This is a genomic window from Acinetobacter pecorum (genome assembly GCF_014837015.1).
In the GTDB taxonomy this organism is placed as follows: Bacteria; Pseudomonadota; Gammaproteobacteria; order Pseudomonadales; family Moraxellaceae; genus Acinetobacter; species Acinetobacter pecorum.
Window position 1 is genome coordinate 123,192 of sequence record NZ_JACSPT010000002.1, and the last position, 15,939, is coordinate 139,130.

The 15,939-nt window shown below is 45.4% G+C and carries 10 protein-coding genes and 3 tRNA genes; 5 read left to right on the top strand and 8 right to left on the bottom strand.

The genetic code is table 11. From position 1 onward, the window contains the following. Positions 1 to 23 precede the first annotated feature (23 nt). The 3 genes from nudC to dnaQ all read right to left on the bottom strand — a co-directional run bounded on the left by nudC (position 24) and on the right by dnaQ (position 3,957). On the bottom strand, positions 24 to 800 hold the full coding sequence (gene nudC / locus H9629_RS02125) for an NAD(+) diphosphatase (protein ID WP_191730452.1): 777 nt from the start codon (positions 798 to 800) through the stop codon (positions 24 to 26). Next, on the bottom strand, positions 800 to 2,446 hold the full coding sequence (locus tag H9629_RS02130) for a chemotaxis protein (protein ID WP_191730453.1): 1,647 nt from the start codon (positions 2,444 to 2,446) through the stop codon (positions 800 to 802). The genes nudC and H9629_RS02130 overlap by 1 nt, the downstream gene beginning before the upstream one ends. Before the next feature lie 125 nt (positions 2,447 to 2,571). Further along, positions 2,572 to 3,957 carry a DNA polymerase III subunit epsilon gene (dnaQ, locus tag H9629_RS02135; protein ID WP_191730454.1) on the bottom strand — a complete coding sequence of 462 codons (1,386 nt, stop codon included), beginning with the start codon at positions 3,955 to 3,957 and terminating at the stop codon, positions 2,572 to 2,574. A gap of 207 nt (positions 3,958 to 4,164) precedes the next feature. On the opposite strand from dnaQ, the gene H9629_RS02140 reads away from it, so the two are divergent. The 5 genes from H9629_RS02140 (at position 4,165) to H9629_RS02160 (ending at position 12,766) form a co-directional block, all read left to right on the top strand. Next, on the top strand, positions 4,165 to 7,458 hold the full coding sequence (locus tag H9629_RS02140; protein WP_191730455.1) for a LysM peptidoglycan-binding domain-containing protein: 3,294 nt from the start codon (positions 4,165 to 4,167) through the stop codon (positions 7,456 to 7,458). Between the two features lie 10 nt (positions 7,459 to 7,468). Next, positions 7,469 to 9,310, top strand: a complete 1,842-nt coding sequence (locus H9629_RS02145; protein ID WP_191730456.1) for an extracellular solute-binding protein — start codon at positions 7,469 to 7,471, stop codon at positions 9,308 to 9,310. 24 nt (positions 9,311 to 9,334) lie between these two features. Further along, positions 9,335 to 10,381 carry a microcin C ABC transporter permease YejB gene (yejB, locus tag H9629_RS02150; protein WP_191730457.1) on the top strand — a complete coding sequence of 349 codons (1,047 nt, stop codon included), beginning with the start codon at positions 9,335 to 9,337 and terminating at the stop codon, positions 10,379 to 10,381. Beyond that, positions 10,381 to 11,391: an ABC transporter permease gene (locus tag H9629_RS02155; RefSeq protein WP_191730458.1), complete on the top strand. Its 1,011-nt coding sequence runs from the start codon at positions 10,381 to 10,383 to the stop codon at positions 11,389 to 11,391. The genes yejB and H9629_RS02155 overlap by 1 nt, the downstream gene beginning before the upstream one ends. A gap of 130 nt (positions 11,392 to 11,521) precedes the next feature. Then, a complete protein-coding gene (locus H9629_RS02160) occupies positions 11,522 to 12,766 on the top strand; it encodes an NADH:flavin oxidoreductase/NADH oxidase family protein (RefSeq protein WP_064101437.1) in 1,245 nt (414 codons plus the stop codon). A gap of 65 nt (positions 12,767 to 12,831) precedes the next feature. On the opposite strand, the gene H9629_RS02165 is transcribed toward H9629_RS02160, so the two are convergent. The 5 genes from H9629_RS02165 to H9629_RS02185 form a co-directional block, all read right to left on the bottom strand. Then, positions 12,832 to 14,253 carry an iron-containing redox enzyme family protein gene (locus tag H9629_RS02165; protein WP_191730459.1) on the bottom strand — a complete coding sequence of 474 codons (1,422 nt, stop codon included), beginning with the start codon at positions 14,251 to 14,253 and terminating at the stop codon, positions 12,832 to 12,834. 306 nt (positions 14,254 to 14,559) lie between these two features. Then, a tRNA-Glu gene (locus H9629_RS02170) sits at positions 14,560 to 14,635 on the bottom strand. 46 nt (positions 14,636 to 14,681) lie between these two features. After that, positions 14,682 to 14,757, bottom strand: a tRNA-Glu gene (locus H9629_RS02175). A 24-nt stretch (positions 14,758 to 14,781) separates the two neighbouring features. After that, positions 14,782 to 14,857, bottom strand: a tRNA-Glu gene (locus H9629_RS02180). A gap of 131 nt (positions 14,858 to 14,988) precedes the next feature. Beyond that, positions 14,989 to 15,894, bottom strand: coding sequence for an alpha/beta fold hydrolase (locus H9629_RS02185; RefSeq protein WP_064095557.1), 906 nt, complete (start codon positions 15,892 to 15,894; stop codon positions 14,989 to 14,991). Between the last annotated feature and the right edge of the window lie 45 nt (positions 15,895 to 15,939).

Sequence of the window (15,939 nt, forward strand, 5' to 3'; positions counted from 1 at the left end):
AAAATTTACTTTTAAGTACAGGCTTATAGCCAGGTTTTGGTGTCGTCTGCGACAGGCGTGCCTTGAGTCACATGCATGATCATGGCATGGGCAATACTACCTTTGAATGGAATTTCCGGCAGCTGATCGAATTTGAAGAATTGCGCATCACTAATTTCCTCTTCCTGCAGCTGTAGCTCACCGCCAGCATATTCTGCCTTGAAGGCAATCATCAGGTTACTTGGGAATGGCCAGGGCTGGCTGGCCAGATACTGAATATTCTTGAGCTTCAAACCGACTTCTTCCAGCGTTTCACGACGTACTGCATCTTCCAGGGTTTCACCCACTTCAACGAAACCGGCAATCAGTCCATACATTTGACTTTTAGTATTGCGCGCGTTTTTGGCCAGTAAAATCTCGTCTTTGCCTTTGGTAATGACGGTAATAACGCAAGGCTGTACCCGTGGATACTGGCGATAATTGCATGATGGACAGACCATGGCATATTCAACAGCATGTGCTTCAGTGGCTGTGCCGCAATGACTGCAAAATTTATGGTTACGACGCCATTCTAAAAGCTGTACCGCACGACTAGCCTGTTCAAATTGCTGGGTATTCCAGAACTGTAACAGCTGACGGATGGGAACCAGTTGCAAACCTGGAGGAATTGGCTCATCGGGAAGGAGGTCACGGGCAATCACCTGATCACCCGTGTGGAGTAGCAAATCACTTGCTAAGGCTTCAACCCGTGGAAGTTGAAAGTGTTGATCGACCAGCAGTTGCTGTTGTTGAAAAATATAAGCAAGTGATAATTTGGACATTAGGCAACTATTTTGAGTTTCTCACTACTGTCCAATGCTACCTGAAACATGGTCTGTAATACAGGCTGTTTGTTCTTTAAGTTATCAATCATCATGTCGGCACTGGCCAGGGTATCTAGAGCACGATGAATTTCTTCTGGACTTAATGCCATCGACAGATCAATACGGTTCTTGATAAATTCCGCAGTAGTGACGAAAGCAGTACGAACATGTTCTGCATTCAGGAATAGCATGGCGCCGCCAATCTCGTAAAACTGTACAGGTACAGCTTCAAGGGCAGCCAAGTCCTGGTCTTGCAAGTAATTGCTGAGAATCTGGCTGGAAAGTTCAATCAGTGCCTTGGTTTCACTGAGCAAAGCAGCATGTGCTTCATCCAGACGGTCCAGGGAAATATTCATGTTGTTGACGCGCAGCTGCAAACGGCTCGAAGTGTGATGACGCTCCAGTACGCCAATCGAGTTCATGGCAGACAGAATGACATTCATCAACTGCTGGGCAAAACTGGTATCCTGCATCATCTCCGGCTGACTCAGTGTAGCAGCCTGGTGGGTCAGGTCATGATAGGCTTCATTCAGGTTCAACACCTTGAAGATATTGGCCAGATTATTCAGTTGAGCCTGTAATTCCTGGGTCTTTTCAGGTGTCATGCTCTGATAGTTGAACTCGATGTCATTACGAATTTGTGCCATTTCTGTGGTCACCAATTCGCTGATGGTATGCATGGTTTCAAAGTCTGGACCATATAGATGGCGACTGAAAACCTGTAGTTGCATATCGGTCAGCAGGTCATCGCTCACATTCAGCTGGCTGCGGATAGACTGTGCAGTTTCATCTTCCTGACTGATACACAGGCTGAGCACATTGGCCAGATCAGCCAATGAAGCCTTGAAACTGTCTGCCGAGCTAAAATACTGTGCCATGTTACGTTCAATGCTCACCAGGGTGCGTAGACGTGGCTCATTAATGAACAGATGCTCGATATTGTTGAAGGCAACATAGACCAGATTCCAGTACTGTTTGCTGCCATCATGCTGTTCGGAAAGTCCAGCCAGATAGGCTCCTACCAGTTTGATGGCTTGCAGATCCAGTTCACTTTCTTCCTGAGTAATCAGCTTGTTCAGTGACAGCTTATACAGGCGGTGTACATATTCGGATTTTTCCAGACCTGGCGCTTGTGGCAATGCAAAGTCAGGAGTAATACAATCCAGTAAGGATTCTACATGCTGGCCTTCAGTTGTCAGCGGTTTACCCAAAGCCAGTTCCAGGCGGTTCAGGGTATCTAGCAAAAATTGTGGAATTTTCACTTCACGCAGGCAGATGAATTCGATATAGCGTTTCAGCATGGTGGTGCCTTCACTCAAGGCAATAACATCCTGAGTATTGACCTGCGCTGGATTCCCCATGATCTTGCGCATCAGTTCTGCTGAATATTGAGCGATTTTTGCCAGACTGGACATGTCGATCAGAGCCAGAACCTGGGCGCATTGTTCAAACTGATTTAATGCATCATCAATGCCAAAAGGTAAAGTCTGGTCTTCTACCAAGGTGCTTACTGCTGATTCGACTAACTTGATCGAGTTATCAACCTCATTTTTTATTATCAGTAAGGCTGTTGGATCAAAATGTATAGAGGTTTGGTAAGACATGATCTGCACCTTTCCTGAAGTATTATCTATATATGAGCCCCGCTTCAAACTGCAGGACCTCTTTGTATTTACTATAACTGAAGAACGATAGTTTTAAACCTAAAGTATCCCCGGAAATGTAGATTTTATTTCGCGAAAAGGCAAGCAGTTCCATGTTTTTCTTCGAAATGTTTGACCCATTTCTCATGTTCCTGCAATTCCTGTTCTGATGGAAGAATCAGGGGTAAATCAATTTCAACCCTAGCCATCCCGGAACGACTGTTCTGCTCTTCCGACTGAGACAGGGCATCAATATCAAAAGAGACCTGTCCACCGGTCATGGCCAGATAAACATCGGACAGGATTTCCGCATCGAGCAAGGCACCGTGGAAGGTACGGTCGCGTTGTGGAATCTCGTAACGGCGCACGAGTGCATCCAGTGAATTTTTCTGTCCAGGATGCTTGGACTTGGCCAGTGCCAGAGTGTCGGTGACTTCACAGACCTCGGAGAGTGCTTTAAAACCTGCGCGTTTGAATTCCATATCCAGGAAGTTCATATCGAAGGCCGCGTTATGCGCAATGATTTCCGCACCGTGCAAATAGTCAAACAGCACCTGGGAAATTTCTTCAAACAGCGGTTTGTCTTGCAGGAATTCGTCGGTAATACCGTGGACATTGACGGAATCACCGACCGGTTTTTTCGGATTGATATAAATATGAATCGAGCTGCCGGTAAGCTTCCGGTTAATCATCTCAAGGGCACCCACTTCAATAATCCGGTCACCATCCTGATAATAAAAACCGGTGGTTTCAGTATCCAGAATCAATTGACGTGGGCCATACAGCTGTAACTTGGCTGGTGTAATGACAATTTGCGGGTGTAATTGAGCCGCGGCAGATGCGTCTGAAGATGAAGTATCTTCATGGATGTCCGCTGCTAAAACTTCAGTCTGTACAATTTCTTCAACAGTCACTTCGATGATGTCTTCGGACAGCTCTTCCAGTTCTTCTTCACTCTCGGCCAGATCCAGACCAAAAGGATCATCTAGCAGCCAGTCTGGTTCAGATTTTTTTTTATCTTCAGAAATTGAAGGGCTTTGCTTGGATTTTTTCAGGGTTTCATCGGCACCCAGATTGGCTAACTGATCGGCCATTTCATTACCTGGATGGCCAGCATGGCCTTTAACCCAGTGCCATTCAATTTCTCGTCCCTGACAGACTGCATCCAGTTTTTGCCACAGGTCAGGATTTTTGACGTCTTTCCAGTTTTTCCTCTTCCAGCCATGAATCCATTCGGTAATACCTTGTTTGACATAGTTGGAGTCGGTATAGATCACCAGTTTGTCTTGCTTGTCACAAAACAGAATGCCCTCAATGGCAGCCGTCAGTTCCATGCGGTTGTTGGTGGTATGGTCTTCACCACCATATATTTTGTATTCTTGCTGTTCATTCACAATATATGCCCCCCAACCACCTAAACCCGGGTTGCCGCGGCAGGCGCCATCGACATAAAGTGTGATAGTGTGTGACATAAATTAAATCCGATCAAAATGGAACAAACTGGAAGGGTTATTGTATAGCGCAAATGCAGTCGATCAATCTATATGTTCCGGATTTTTTAATTTCTTGTAACATTTAACGTGAAATCGCGGTAAATTATTGCCTTGTGTCTTCGACATGCTTCACTACAATGGCATATCTAAAAAATAAATTTATATACGAGTTGTTTGGATTTCTTTATGTATAAACCAACCACAAACTTGTGGCAGCCGACATTACCGACTTTCTTGAAATTTTCTGTACTGGGAGCTGCACTTGCGTCTCTGGGACTGACGGGCTGTTCGTCTACACATAATGCGAACCAAACAGCAAAAAGCAAGCAGGTTGGATCTCAATATCTGGATGGCAGCAGTCTGGATGGACTGGAAGATTTACTTTCCGCAACAGATATGCGTGCAGTTGAGGGTGACCGTTTACAGATTTTGAAACATGGTGATGTCTGGAAGCGCATGACTGTAGGTTTCAAGATGAATTTAAGTGTCTGGAATCCACGGATTGATGCACAGCGCGGCTGGTTTATTTCGCGTCAGCCTTATCTGGACCGCTTAAGTGCCCGTGCATCACGCTATTTGTATTATACGGTAAAAGAAGCAGAACGCCGTGGCATGCCGACCGAGTTGGCGCTGTTACCGATTATTGAAAGTTCCTATGACCCGGCAGCGACCAGTAGTGCGGCAGCGGCAGGTTTATGGCAGTTTATTCCAAGTACCGGCCGTATTTATGGTTTAAAGCAGACCCCTTTATACGATGGTCGTCGTGATGTCGTGGAATCGACCCGTGCAGCCTATGAGTTTTTAGGCAGTCTGTATAACCAGTTTGGTTCTTGGGAATTGGCACTTGCTTCTTATAATGCCGGCCCAGGCCGTATCCAGCAGGCGATTAACCGCAACAAAGCTGCAGGTCTGCCTACCGATTATTGGTCATTGAAATTGCCACAAGAAACCATGAGCTATGTGCCACGGTTCCTGGCAGTTGCACAGATTATTAAAAATCCAGGCAGCTATGGGGTGAGCTTGCCACCGATTGCCAACCGTCCACATTTCCGTGAAGTACCGGTCGGTGTTGCCAGTTTAAATGAAATTGCAGCCATCACTGGTCTAAGCCGTGCAGAACTGTATCAATTAAACCCGGGTCATCGTGGGGATCATATTGATCCTTCCAGTCCGCGCCGTATTTTGATTCCTGCTGACCTAAGTCCTTCAGTGGATGAGAAGCTGAAAAAACTATCCGGCTCAGGCGGTTTATGGGCGAGTAACACGAGCAGCCTGCCGAGAAATACGACTACAGTGGTGTCCAGCAGAGCTGCACCGCCAGAATTAAATACGAAAACGATTACGCCTTCTAAACAGACTCCGCCAGCAGTTGTTAGTAATCAGCCAGCAACGACCGTTACCAAAACGACGACTCCGGCAAGAACTGTCACGACTGCACCTGTGGTAACAGCTGCTGTAAGTACGTCGACCACAGCAAATACTGTGACCCAGACCACGAAAAAGGTTTCGACACCTCAAGGCCCATCTGCCTTGGCGAGTTTTGCGGCACAAAGTGATTTGCCTATTCCAAGTGCACCACGTATTCCGGTGGCAGTGACACCTGCAGCACCAGTGAAACAGATTCAGGTTGAACCACCGATTTCAGCAGCTGAACGTCAGCAAATTCAACAGGTCGTGGCCGCACAGGATATGAACAAGACTGTGGATGAAATTCTGCAGCCTGTCGCAACACCGGCAGAACAGGCTCAGGTGGTTGAGGAGCTAAAAGCATTGGCACCGGCAGGTACAGAAATTGTTGATCCTTATGACGGCAAAATCAAGCTGACTGCCATTCAAACCAGCCTGTCTGTGGCCGAGCAGCAAGGCAAGGAACTGACCAAAGGCTTCTCTTATCCAAAAGAGGTTGCTGAAAATACCACCGCAAACTCAGTTGAAGCCAAGCTAAATCAGGGCAAAAATTTCGTCAAGACGGATTCTGAAGTGGTAGTGGTCGCTCCAAAAGGCAAACGCAGTACCTATAAGGTTGTAGCAGGCGATAATCTGGCTCTGATTGCAGCTAAAAATGGGGTGAACTGGCGTGATGTGGCGAAATGGAACCAGATTGATCCAAATTCTCCGCTATATGTGGGCACCACCATTTATCTGTATGATGCCAAACCTGTACAGGAAGCAACTACAACCAAAGAAAAACCGGAAACCTATGTGGTTCAGGCCAATGATTCCCTGACCAGTGTAGCGAATCAGTTTGGTTTTAGTGTGAAACAACTGGCTGATTTTAATGGACTGAGTACCAATAGCGGTCTGTTTGTTGGGCAAAAGCTGTTATTGAAAGATACAGGGCAATCCAAAGCCAAAGCTGAAGTGATTAAAAAAGCTGAAACTGCCAAGGTTCAGACTAAATCCTATACAGTGAAACGCGGTGAGTATCTGAAACTGATTGCCGATCGTTACGGGCTTTCAAATGCTGAACTGGCATCTTTGACTTCCGGTCTGACTGCCGGTAGCAGTCTGATGGTGGGACAGAAAATCAATGTACCACTTCAGGAAGTTGAAGAGCTAACGGCATCTAGCCAGAAAACTGAGCAGAAGTTTGAAAATGTCAAAGTCGATCAGACTGCAACTGAAAACTATCAGGTCAAACGCGGTGAAACCCTGTATAGCATTGCTAATCAAAGCAAGCTGAGTGTCTCTGAACTGGCTGCACTGAATGGATTGTCTGCCAATAGTGGTTTACGTATAGGTCAGACCATCAAGATTCCAGCCGGCAGTCAGATTCCTGAAACCTATACGGTTCAATCGGGTGATACGTTGACCGGCATTGCCGCAAGATACAATCTGTCGATGGACCAGGTGGCGAGCCTGAATGGCATGTCACGTAATGCAGGTTTGCGAGTGGGGCAGCGTCTGAAACTGAGTGGTGAAGTCGCAGAACCGGTACGTGAAGTGGTCGCGGAAACTGTGGCCAAGAATACAAAATCGGATTCGCATGTGGTGAAATCAGGTGAAACCTTAAGCTCTATTGCGCGTCAGTATCATTTACAACTGCAATATCTGGCAGATTTAAATGGCCTGAATACCAATAGCACAGTGCGTATTGGTCAGCGTTTAAAAATTGAGGGTGACTTTCCGGCAGATAAAAAAGTTGAAGACGTGAAAGTGGCAGCTAAGCCTGTAGCTTCTAAAGCAACTGAATCCTATACGGTAAAATCAGGTGAATCCCTGAATGCAATTGCCAGCCGTTTAGGCATAAGCGTGACCGACCTGGCTCAGTTAAATAATCTGAGTCCACGCGCAGGATTGCGTGTCAGTCAAACCATTCAGATTCCAAAACTGGTGACGGATTATAAAGTCAAACGCGGTGATACCTTAATCGGTCTGGCTTCACGTTATGGTCTGAACAGCAATGAACTGGCGGAAATGAATGATCTCAAACCGAATACACAATTGCGTATTGGTGATGTGATTAAAGTGCCGAATTAATGAATGGATCATGAGATTCGCGCATTTATTTAAAACTTTCAGGTTGATCTGGCTAGCCCCGCTGCTCGTGAGTAGCAGTTGGGCAGCCCTTATTACCACCCCATATATCGCGCTATATAACCAGCCGAAATATGCCCAAGCCAAATCCCTGCCTTATGCCAATCCGCAAGCGCCGAAAGGCGGTACGCTGATTCTGGCAGCTGATGGCAGTTTCGATAATTTGAACAGCATGAATGGCAAAGGTAATGTCACTGAAGGGGGCAACTATATTTTTGACAGTTTGCTGTCCAAGTCACTGGATGAGCCCGGTGTGTACTATCCCTTGCTGGCAGAAAAAGTCAGTTTTGACCCCAAGAAAACCGCCTTTATTATTTTTCATTTAAATCCGAAAGCACGGTTTAGCAATGGCCAGCCGGTAACTGCACAAGATGTCAAATACAGTTTTGAGTTGTTTCAGACCCAGTCCAATTTTGGACTGCAGATGTATCTGGCTGATTTAAACCGGCTGGAAGTCCTGTCACCTTTACAGGTCAAAATGCATTTTAAATCCGAACATAATCCGGAAATGGCGATGATTGTCGCGCAGATGCCCATTTATTCTAAACAGGAATGGCAAAAGCGTAATTTTAAAGAATTGACGCTGAAACCGATGCTGGGTTCAGGACCTTATGTCATTGAACACATAGATGCTGGACGTAGTATTAGCTACAAACGCAATCCCCGATACTGGGGTAAAGACTTGATGGTCAACCGCGGACGTTATAATTTTGACCGGATCAAGTATCGTTATTATCGTAGTCCTGAAATCAAGTTCGAAGCTTTCAAGTCGGGCCAATTTACCTTGCATGAGGAAAAACAGGTCAACCGCTGGGTGAAAGACTACCAGTTTCCTGCCGTTCGGCAAGGACAGGTGCAGCGTTACCGCTTTCAGCATCACAACCCGATTCCGACCCAGAGTCTGATATTCAATACCCGCCGCCAGCCTTTTGCCGATATCCATTTCCGGCAAGCCTTGAGTTTTGCCTATGATTTTGAATGGTTGAATAAAGCCATGTTCTATGGTGAATATCAGCGCCTGAACAGCTTTTTTTCCAATAGCGAGCTTGCATCTCATGGACGGCCAAGTGTCCAAGAACTGCACATTTTAAAACCCCATTTAAAACAGCTTGATCCGGTTCAACGTCAGGCTGTACTGCAGGATTGGAAATATCCTCAGTCAGATGCCTCCGGTTTTAACCGGAACAATCTGTTAAAAGCCCGTCAATTGCTATTAAAGGCAGGCTATCGTTATCAACAGGGGAAGCTGATCAATGCTGCGGGTCAACCGGTACAGATTGAATTCCTGTTGCATCAGGCGGAACAGCAGCGTGATCTGATGCCATATCTACGTCATTTAAAACGCTTGGGCATTCAGGCCAGTATTCGTATGGTAGAAACCGCGCAATATTATGAACGGCTGCGGAATTATCAGTTTGATATGATTGTCGATACCATGCCGCAATCCCTGACACCGGGGCAGGAGCAGAAACAGTTCTGGGGCAGTCAGGCCGCCACGCAGCCAGGTAATTATAATTATGCCGGCATTCGAAATCCGGGCATTGATGGAGTCATTCAGCAGGTGAGCCAGGCTCAAAACCGTGAACAGCTGGTGAATAGTACCCGAGCATTAGACCGTTTACTGCGTGCAGGCTATTATCATATTCTGACTTATGGTACGGGCGAATACTGGTATGCTTACTGGAATATGTATCAGCAGCCGCAACGAAAACCTAAACTCTCCGCCGGGATTGATTACTGGTGGGTCAATGCGGCAAAGGCCAGACATGTGGCTGACTATTTCAAACAGCATTAAGCTCCAAGCCTATCAGGGAGTGCCATGAGCACTTATATTCTCAAACGTCTGTTGCTGATGATTCCAACCTTGCTGATTATTTTGCTGATCAATTTCATGGTGATCCAGCTGGCCCCCGGTGGTCCGGTGGAGCAGGCGATTTATCAGGCGCAACAGGTTAATGGTTTGGCGCATACCGGATTGCAGTATCAGGGAAAGCAAGGCCTCACACCGGAGATGCTTGAGCAGATCAATATCCAGTACGGCTTTGACCAACCGCTGCATATCCGCTTTTGGGAAATGGTAACGCGTTATGCGCAGTTTGATCTGGGGCAGAGTTTTTTCAAAGACAAACCTGTGACTGAACTCATCTGGGAAAAATTGCCAGTATCGCTTTCTTTAGGCTTGTGGAGTACCTTGTTGATCTATCTGGTCTCCATTCCTTTAGGGATCAGGAAAGCCCGAAAACATGGCAGTCTGTTTGATCAGACCACCTCTCTAGTGTTGGCCGTAGGCTATGCCATTCCAGCCTTTACTTTTGCCATTTTACTCATCGTCTTTTTTGCTGGCGGGTCTTATCTGCACTGGTTTCCCTTGCAGGGCATTTGCTCTGAAAATTTTGCAGACCTCTCATTCTTTGCGAAAATTCAGGATTATTTCTGGCATATGGCCTTGCCGCTGTTGGCCATGGTGCTTGGCGGATTTGCCAGTTTGACCTATCTGGTGAAATTTTCTTTTGTGGAAGAGCTGAGCAAACAATATGTCCTGGCTGCGCGGGCCAAAGGTTTAACTGAACATGCGGTACTGTATCGGCATGTATTCCGGAATGCTATTTTAGTACTTATCGCAGGTTTGCCCGAAGTCCTGATCGGGGTGTTTTTCGTGGGGAACCTGTTCATCGAGATTATCTTTAATCTGGATGGGTTAGGCGTTTTAGGTTTTGAGGCGATTATCCAGCGTGACTATCCGGTGATTTTTGGTACTTTGTTTATTTTTACCTTGCTCGGTCTGATACTGCGTTTACTCAGCGATTTGCTGTATCAACTGATTGATCCAAGAATTCATTTCAGTTCACGTCGAGGATCACAATAATGTCTTCCTTGATGCAAGCACGCTGGCAACGTTTTAAGCAGCATAAGCTGGGCTTTAGCTGCTTTATTATTTTCAGTGCTATTTTCATCATTTCCTTGGGTGCAGAACTGATTGCTAACGATAAGCCCTTGCTGGTGAAATATAATCATGCTTTTTATTTGCCCATCCTGAAATCCTATCCGGAAACCACGTTTGGCGGAGTATTTGAGACAGAAGCAGAATATAAAGATCCCACTGTACAGCAACTGATTGCAGAAAAAGGCTGGGCGATCTGGCCCATCATTCCGTTTTCCTATCAAACGCCAAATTTTGAACTGGCTGTACCGGTGCCTTCGCCCCCGAGTGCGCAAAACTGGCTAGGAACAGATGACCAGGGCCGTGACGTTCTGGCACGGATTCTATATGGTTTAAGAATTTCATTACTGTTTGGTTTTGCACTGACTCTATTGTCTGCGGCGTTGGGAATTTTAGCAGGGGCAATTCAGGGTTATTATGGTGGATGGATTGACCTGATCGGGCAACGCATACTCGAAGTCTGGAGCGGTTTGCCGATGCTGTTTATGGTGATGGTACTGGTCAGTCTGTTTACCCCGAGTATTTACTGGCTGTTTCTGATTATGCTGTTATTTGGCTGGACCACACTGGTGAGTATGGTGCGCGCTGAGTTTTTGCGCGCCAGAAATCTGGAATATGTCTGGGCAGCAAGAAGTATTGGGGCCGGGGATGGACGGATCATGTTCAAACATATTCTCCCCAATGTGATAGGTTCTAGCCTGTCACAGTTACCTTTTATGCTAACCGCCAATATTACTGCACTGACAGCGCTGGATTTTTTAGGATATGGTTTGCCACCCGATTCGGCATCCCTAGGGGAACTCTTGCTTCAGGCCAAAAACAACTTAAATGCGCCGTGGCTGGCATTGTCGGGATTCTTTAGTTTGGCGATTGTACTGAGTTTGCTGATCTATATGGGAGAAGCAGTACGGGATGCTTTTGATCCAAGAAACTAAATCACAAAAATCTTTAACCATGAAAAAATAAGCAGATAAAAGTTGTGTAAATTTGACAAGACTGATTGTCAATTGTTCTGGCTTACGTTATAAACGAGTACAAAATAAAAGTAACGTATCAGGACAGATCATGACTCAATTGGCCGATTCCATTCAAATTCGCAATACCACTTTTAAAAACCGCATCATTAAAGGTGCCATGAGTGAAGCACTGGCCAATGATGCCGGCCAGCCCAATCAGGCGCATTTCAAGTTGTATGAAGCATGGGCCGAAGGTGGCTTGGGTTGTGCTATTACGGGTAATGTCATGGTGGATTATCGTGCCAAGAATGAACCGGGCGTCGTAGTGGTAGAAACAGAACGTGATCTGGCACAGCTCAAAGTCTGGGCTGACGTAGGCAAACAGCATGGCATGGTACAATTGGTCCAGTTGTCACATCCGGGCCGCCAGTGTCCTAAAGGTCTGAATAAAGAAACAGTTGCACCGTCCGCAGTACCCTTTAGTCCGGCATTGGCAATGAGCTTTGGAACCCCACGGGAACTGCGTGAAGATGAAATCCTGGATATTATCCAGCGCTTTGCCACTTCGGCTGCCATCTGTGAAAAAGCAGGATTTGAGGGGGTGCAGTTGCATGGGGCACATGGTTATCTGATTAGCCAGTTTCTGTCACCGCTGACCAATAAGCGTCAGGATCAATGGGGTGGTAGTATTGAGAATCGTACCCGTTTCTTGCTGCAAACCTATCAGGCTGTTCGTACTGCGACTTCGGAAAATTTTATTATTTCAGTCAAGCTGAATTCAGCTGATTTCCAGCGCGGTGGTATTAGCGAAGAAGATGTCATTTATGTCTTTAAGGCGATGGACGCTGCAGGCATCGACATCATTGAAGTGTCAGGTGGTAGCTATGAAGCACCTGCGATGGCCGGCGTGAAAGCAGACAAGCGCAAGGCCTCGACCATTGCCCGTGAAGCCTATTTCCTCGATTTTGCCGAAAAAATTCGTCAGGAAGTAAAGTGCCATATCATGGTCACTGGTGGATTCCGAACAGTTGAAGGCATGAATGCCGCGCTCGACAGTGGTGCTTGTGATTTTGTCGGGATTGCACGTCCCTTTGCGGTAGAACCTGACTTGGGCAATCGTCTGGTTGCAGGGCAGGATGTACGTTATGCAGTTGAGAAAATTAAAACCGGTATTCCAATGGTCGACAAGATGGCGATTATGGAAATCATCTGGTATGCCGCGCAGTTTAAGGAAATTGCCAAAGGCAAGCAGCCTAATCCGAAACTCTCACCACTAAAAGTCTTTTTGCAGTATCTGAAAGGCAATGTCAAAGCGGTGATCAAGGGACAATTAAACTCGCGAAAATCGGCTTAATCTTTATTAAAAAACCGGACACTGCAAATGTCCGGTTTTTTTAATTTCTGGCACTTAGGGGGGCTTTAGGAGTAATGCATCGCCTGGGTCTGAAAAGGAAATAATAACTGACTTAACTGACGAGTCGCCCATAAGCCTATTTCGGTATGATGCATATGCGGTGCAGTATAAGGAATCAGTAAATCAATTTTCTGTTCAGCACCCTCACAGCGCATGAAGCGGCTTTTTAACTGATTTAAGCGCTGCTGGTCCATACGGCTCATTGCAGGTTCAATTTTTGCTTGTGATGGGGCTGCACTACGTGAGGACAGGCGAGTTGCCAAGCCTGCACCCTGAATCCAGTCTTTAATAATCTGTTTTTCGGTCGCATTAAAGACCCCAAACATTTTACCTTCCGGATGATCGATCATTTTCCAGAAGCGACTTTGTTCTACTGGCGCATCTTTCACGATCCAGCCTTTTTCAATCATCACCTGCAAAAACTCGGCAATCTGGGCAGGATCGGATAACCAGTCATTGATGGTCTTGCCACTAAACTGGCATTTCTGATTATGAATATATTGACCAATCAGCGCTTTATTCTGAAAAATTTTTAAAGCCATCTGCTCAATGTCCAGTTCCCGGATGATTTGGGAAGAACTTTTACCAAGGTCATTTAGAACATAGCCTTTTTTAATCAGATCCAGATAAGCGTGTGGATCTTCAGCATGATTAAAATGCTGGATAAATGCTTGCAGGGATTTCTGCGCATGACCATTGTGAGCATTATCAATAGTAATGTGCACATTGAAATAATGCGGATCAATACCCAGTTCAGCCAGTTCATAATTGGTGATTAACAGATGCAGCGGTAACTGTTCATAACCGAGATTAAAGCCAATGACCAGAGGTAAATATTTGGCCGGGGCATAAGCCAGTGCCAACTGTACGGCAGCCTGTTCATAGTAACTGTCATTCAGATGCTCGGCATAACTGTTCAGCTCATAATGACTTAACACGTCCTGATACATGGTGACATGATTGGCACGCGGATGCCCTAAGCCAAGCTCTTCGAGATAGATGTAAATCAAATCTTTCAGCTCGGGCTGATTGCAATTCGGTACGGTCGAATATAACCAAGCACCATCGACCAGCTTGACTGGTGCAACTTTTGCCAGGAATTCGAAAGCATGGGAAACCGTAGGAAAATATTCCCGGGCTTGGTGCTGTTTCCGGCGATTGACATAGGCCTGGAAAGTCGTACAAACCTGATGATGTTGTTCTAGAAGATGCTGTTCAACCTGTGCAGGCTGATCTAACCATCCGAGAGTATTAATCTTTAAATTTTTAATCAGATCACTCAAATAAGATTCGGCTTGTTCGGTTTTGGCATACATCGAAATTTCAGTATCTTGAAAAAAGTCGACCCACTCCTTAAAGCTTTTAAATTGAAAATTATGATTTTTATTCGGCGATAAAGGTAAACTTAACTCTGTGCTGAAGAACATAATCTGATCCTTGCAGATTTCTTTTATTTACCTTAACGTGAGCTCTAAACTCAGGGTGTTGAATTTTTGTTCTAATTTATTGATGTATTGCTTTAAATGAAAATGAACGGATATTTCTGTGCATAGAAATGTAAAAAAATACAAATTATAAAATTAAGAATAGGTTGGCATTCAGGAAAGTAACCGCAGAATTTGAACGAGCGGTAAAAATAGAATTGAGGTTTCTAAGTGGGTAAAAAAAAGCTCAGGTCGCAATGCCTGAGCTTTTTTGTGAGAAGATCATTTATAAGATAATCATCTCGAATATGGCGTCCCTACGGGGATTCGAACCCCGGTTACCGCCGTGAAAGGGCGATGTCCTAGGCCTCTAGACGATAGGGACAGTACAGAAGATAAATTTTAAAACCCTTACTTTTAGCTGGAAGTAATGGCGTCCCTACGGGGATTCGAACCCCGGTTACCGCCGTGAAAGGGCGATGTCCTAGGCCTCTAGACGATAGGGACTTAATAAAATGTACTTCTGAAAATTGGCGTCCCTACGGGGATTCGAACCCCGGTTACCGCCGTGAAAGGGCGATGTCCTAGGCCTCTAGACGATAGGGACGTTTCAGAGGTGGGCGTATAATAGGGTGAAAACAGGGGGGTGTCAAACGCATTTCCATAAAAAAAATGATTTTACGGGTTGAGTGCGTAAATTTAAAACAATCTTGTTGAAATAGAGGAAAATTACCTGAATTAAGCTGGATTTTTAAGCAATTCCAGCATGGCAGTTAATACTTTTGGATGCTGTAAATAACCTTCAACGTCATGTGGGCGTTCCACAAAAGTACGAATTTCCTGATTGATAATGTTAGGTTGAAAGTTAAAAGGGCTTTTTGAGAGTGGAAATGCAGTGAGAAAATCATCAGGTGAATAAAAATTTATCCAATCGCCTGAAATGGCAGCAGGTCGTGTGATCGGTTGCTGGAGATGGGCTTGGATGACCCGAAATGCCAGCGGTGATCCGAGGGTAATAAAACGTTTAATATTCAGTTCCGGGTGCTCAATCAAATAATTATAGGCAATCACGGTGCCAAGCGAATGTGCCACTACAATCTGTGGTTTGCTGCTATATAGTTGATGATGAATGCGAAGGTGAACTTCCTGCATAAACTCTGGATTGGCCAAGTAAAGATAAGTTTCCTGTAAAAATTTTTGCAACAAACTGGCATGCAAGCGGGGAAAATAATTAAGGAGTATCACAAAATCGCGTAAAGCAATATCCTTGCTTAACGCTGTGATGAACCTCAGTTTCTGGTTGAACTTGAGTGCGTCATCAAGGTTCAATTGTGGGACGTCACAAATTTGATTGATACGCTGATCTACAGGTGGCGTGGGTTGCCGCTGAACTGGATGCAGGAAGGGAAAATGCGGCCACTGCTGTGGCATTAAAATATTTCCACTAAGCAGATTACGCAAATGATGCTGAGAGAGTAAATCTCCATAAAAAGGGATGCGGATATGCCGTTTTAAATAAGTGAAACGAGCTTGCTGGTGCGAATTTTTGCGCAGGCCTTTTTTGAGAAGATGCAGCCAGTGTTGCCGTAATGAAGTAGCTGTATAATCTTGCTTGTTCATGCCATGAATAAAAACAATTTTCATCGATGCCTCACTGAGACCGACAGTTTTATACCCATAGTATAAAAA

Excerpts from the sequence above, each read along its gene's own strand:
- H9629_RS02145 (WP_191730456.1), top strand. The coding sequence starts at position 7,469 with ATGAGATTCGCGCATTTATTTAAAACTTTCAGGTTGATCTGGCTAGCC.
- H9629_RS02130 (WP_191730453.1), bottom strand. The coding sequence starts at position 2,446 with ATGTCTTACCAAACCTCTATACATTTTGATCCAACAGCCTTACTGATA.
- H9629_RS02140 (WP_191730455.1), top strand. The coding sequence starts at position 4,165 with ATGTATAAACCAACCACAAACTTGTGGCAGCCGACATTACCGACTTTC.
- nudC (WP_191730452.1), bottom strand. The coding sequence starts at position 800 with ATGTCCAAATTATCACTTGCTTATATTTTTCAACAACAGCAACTGCTG.
- H9629_RS02185 (WP_064095557.1), bottom strand. The coding sequence starts at position 15,894 with ATGAAAATTGTTTTTATTCATGGCATGAACAAGCAAGATTATACAGCT.
- dnaQ (WP_191730454.1), bottom strand. The coding sequence starts at position 3,957 with ATGTCACACACTATCACACTTTATGTCGATGGCGCCTGCCGCGGCAAC.
- yejB (WP_191730457.1), top strand. The coding sequence starts at position 9,335 with ATGAGCACTTATATTCTCAAACGTCTGTTGCTGATGATTCCAACCTTG.
- H9629_RS02165 (WP_191730459.1), bottom strand. The coding sequence starts at position 14,253 with ATGTTCTTCAGCACAGAGTTAAGTTTACCTTTATCGCCGAATAAAAAT.
- H9629_RS02155 (WP_191730458.1), top strand. The coding sequence starts at position 10,381 with ATGTCTTCCTTGATGCAAGCACGCTGGCAACGTTTTAAGCAGCATAAG.
- H9629_RS02160 (WP_064101437.1), top strand. The coding sequence starts at position 11,522 with ATGACTCAATTGGCCGATTCCATTCAAATTCGCAATACCACTTTTAAA.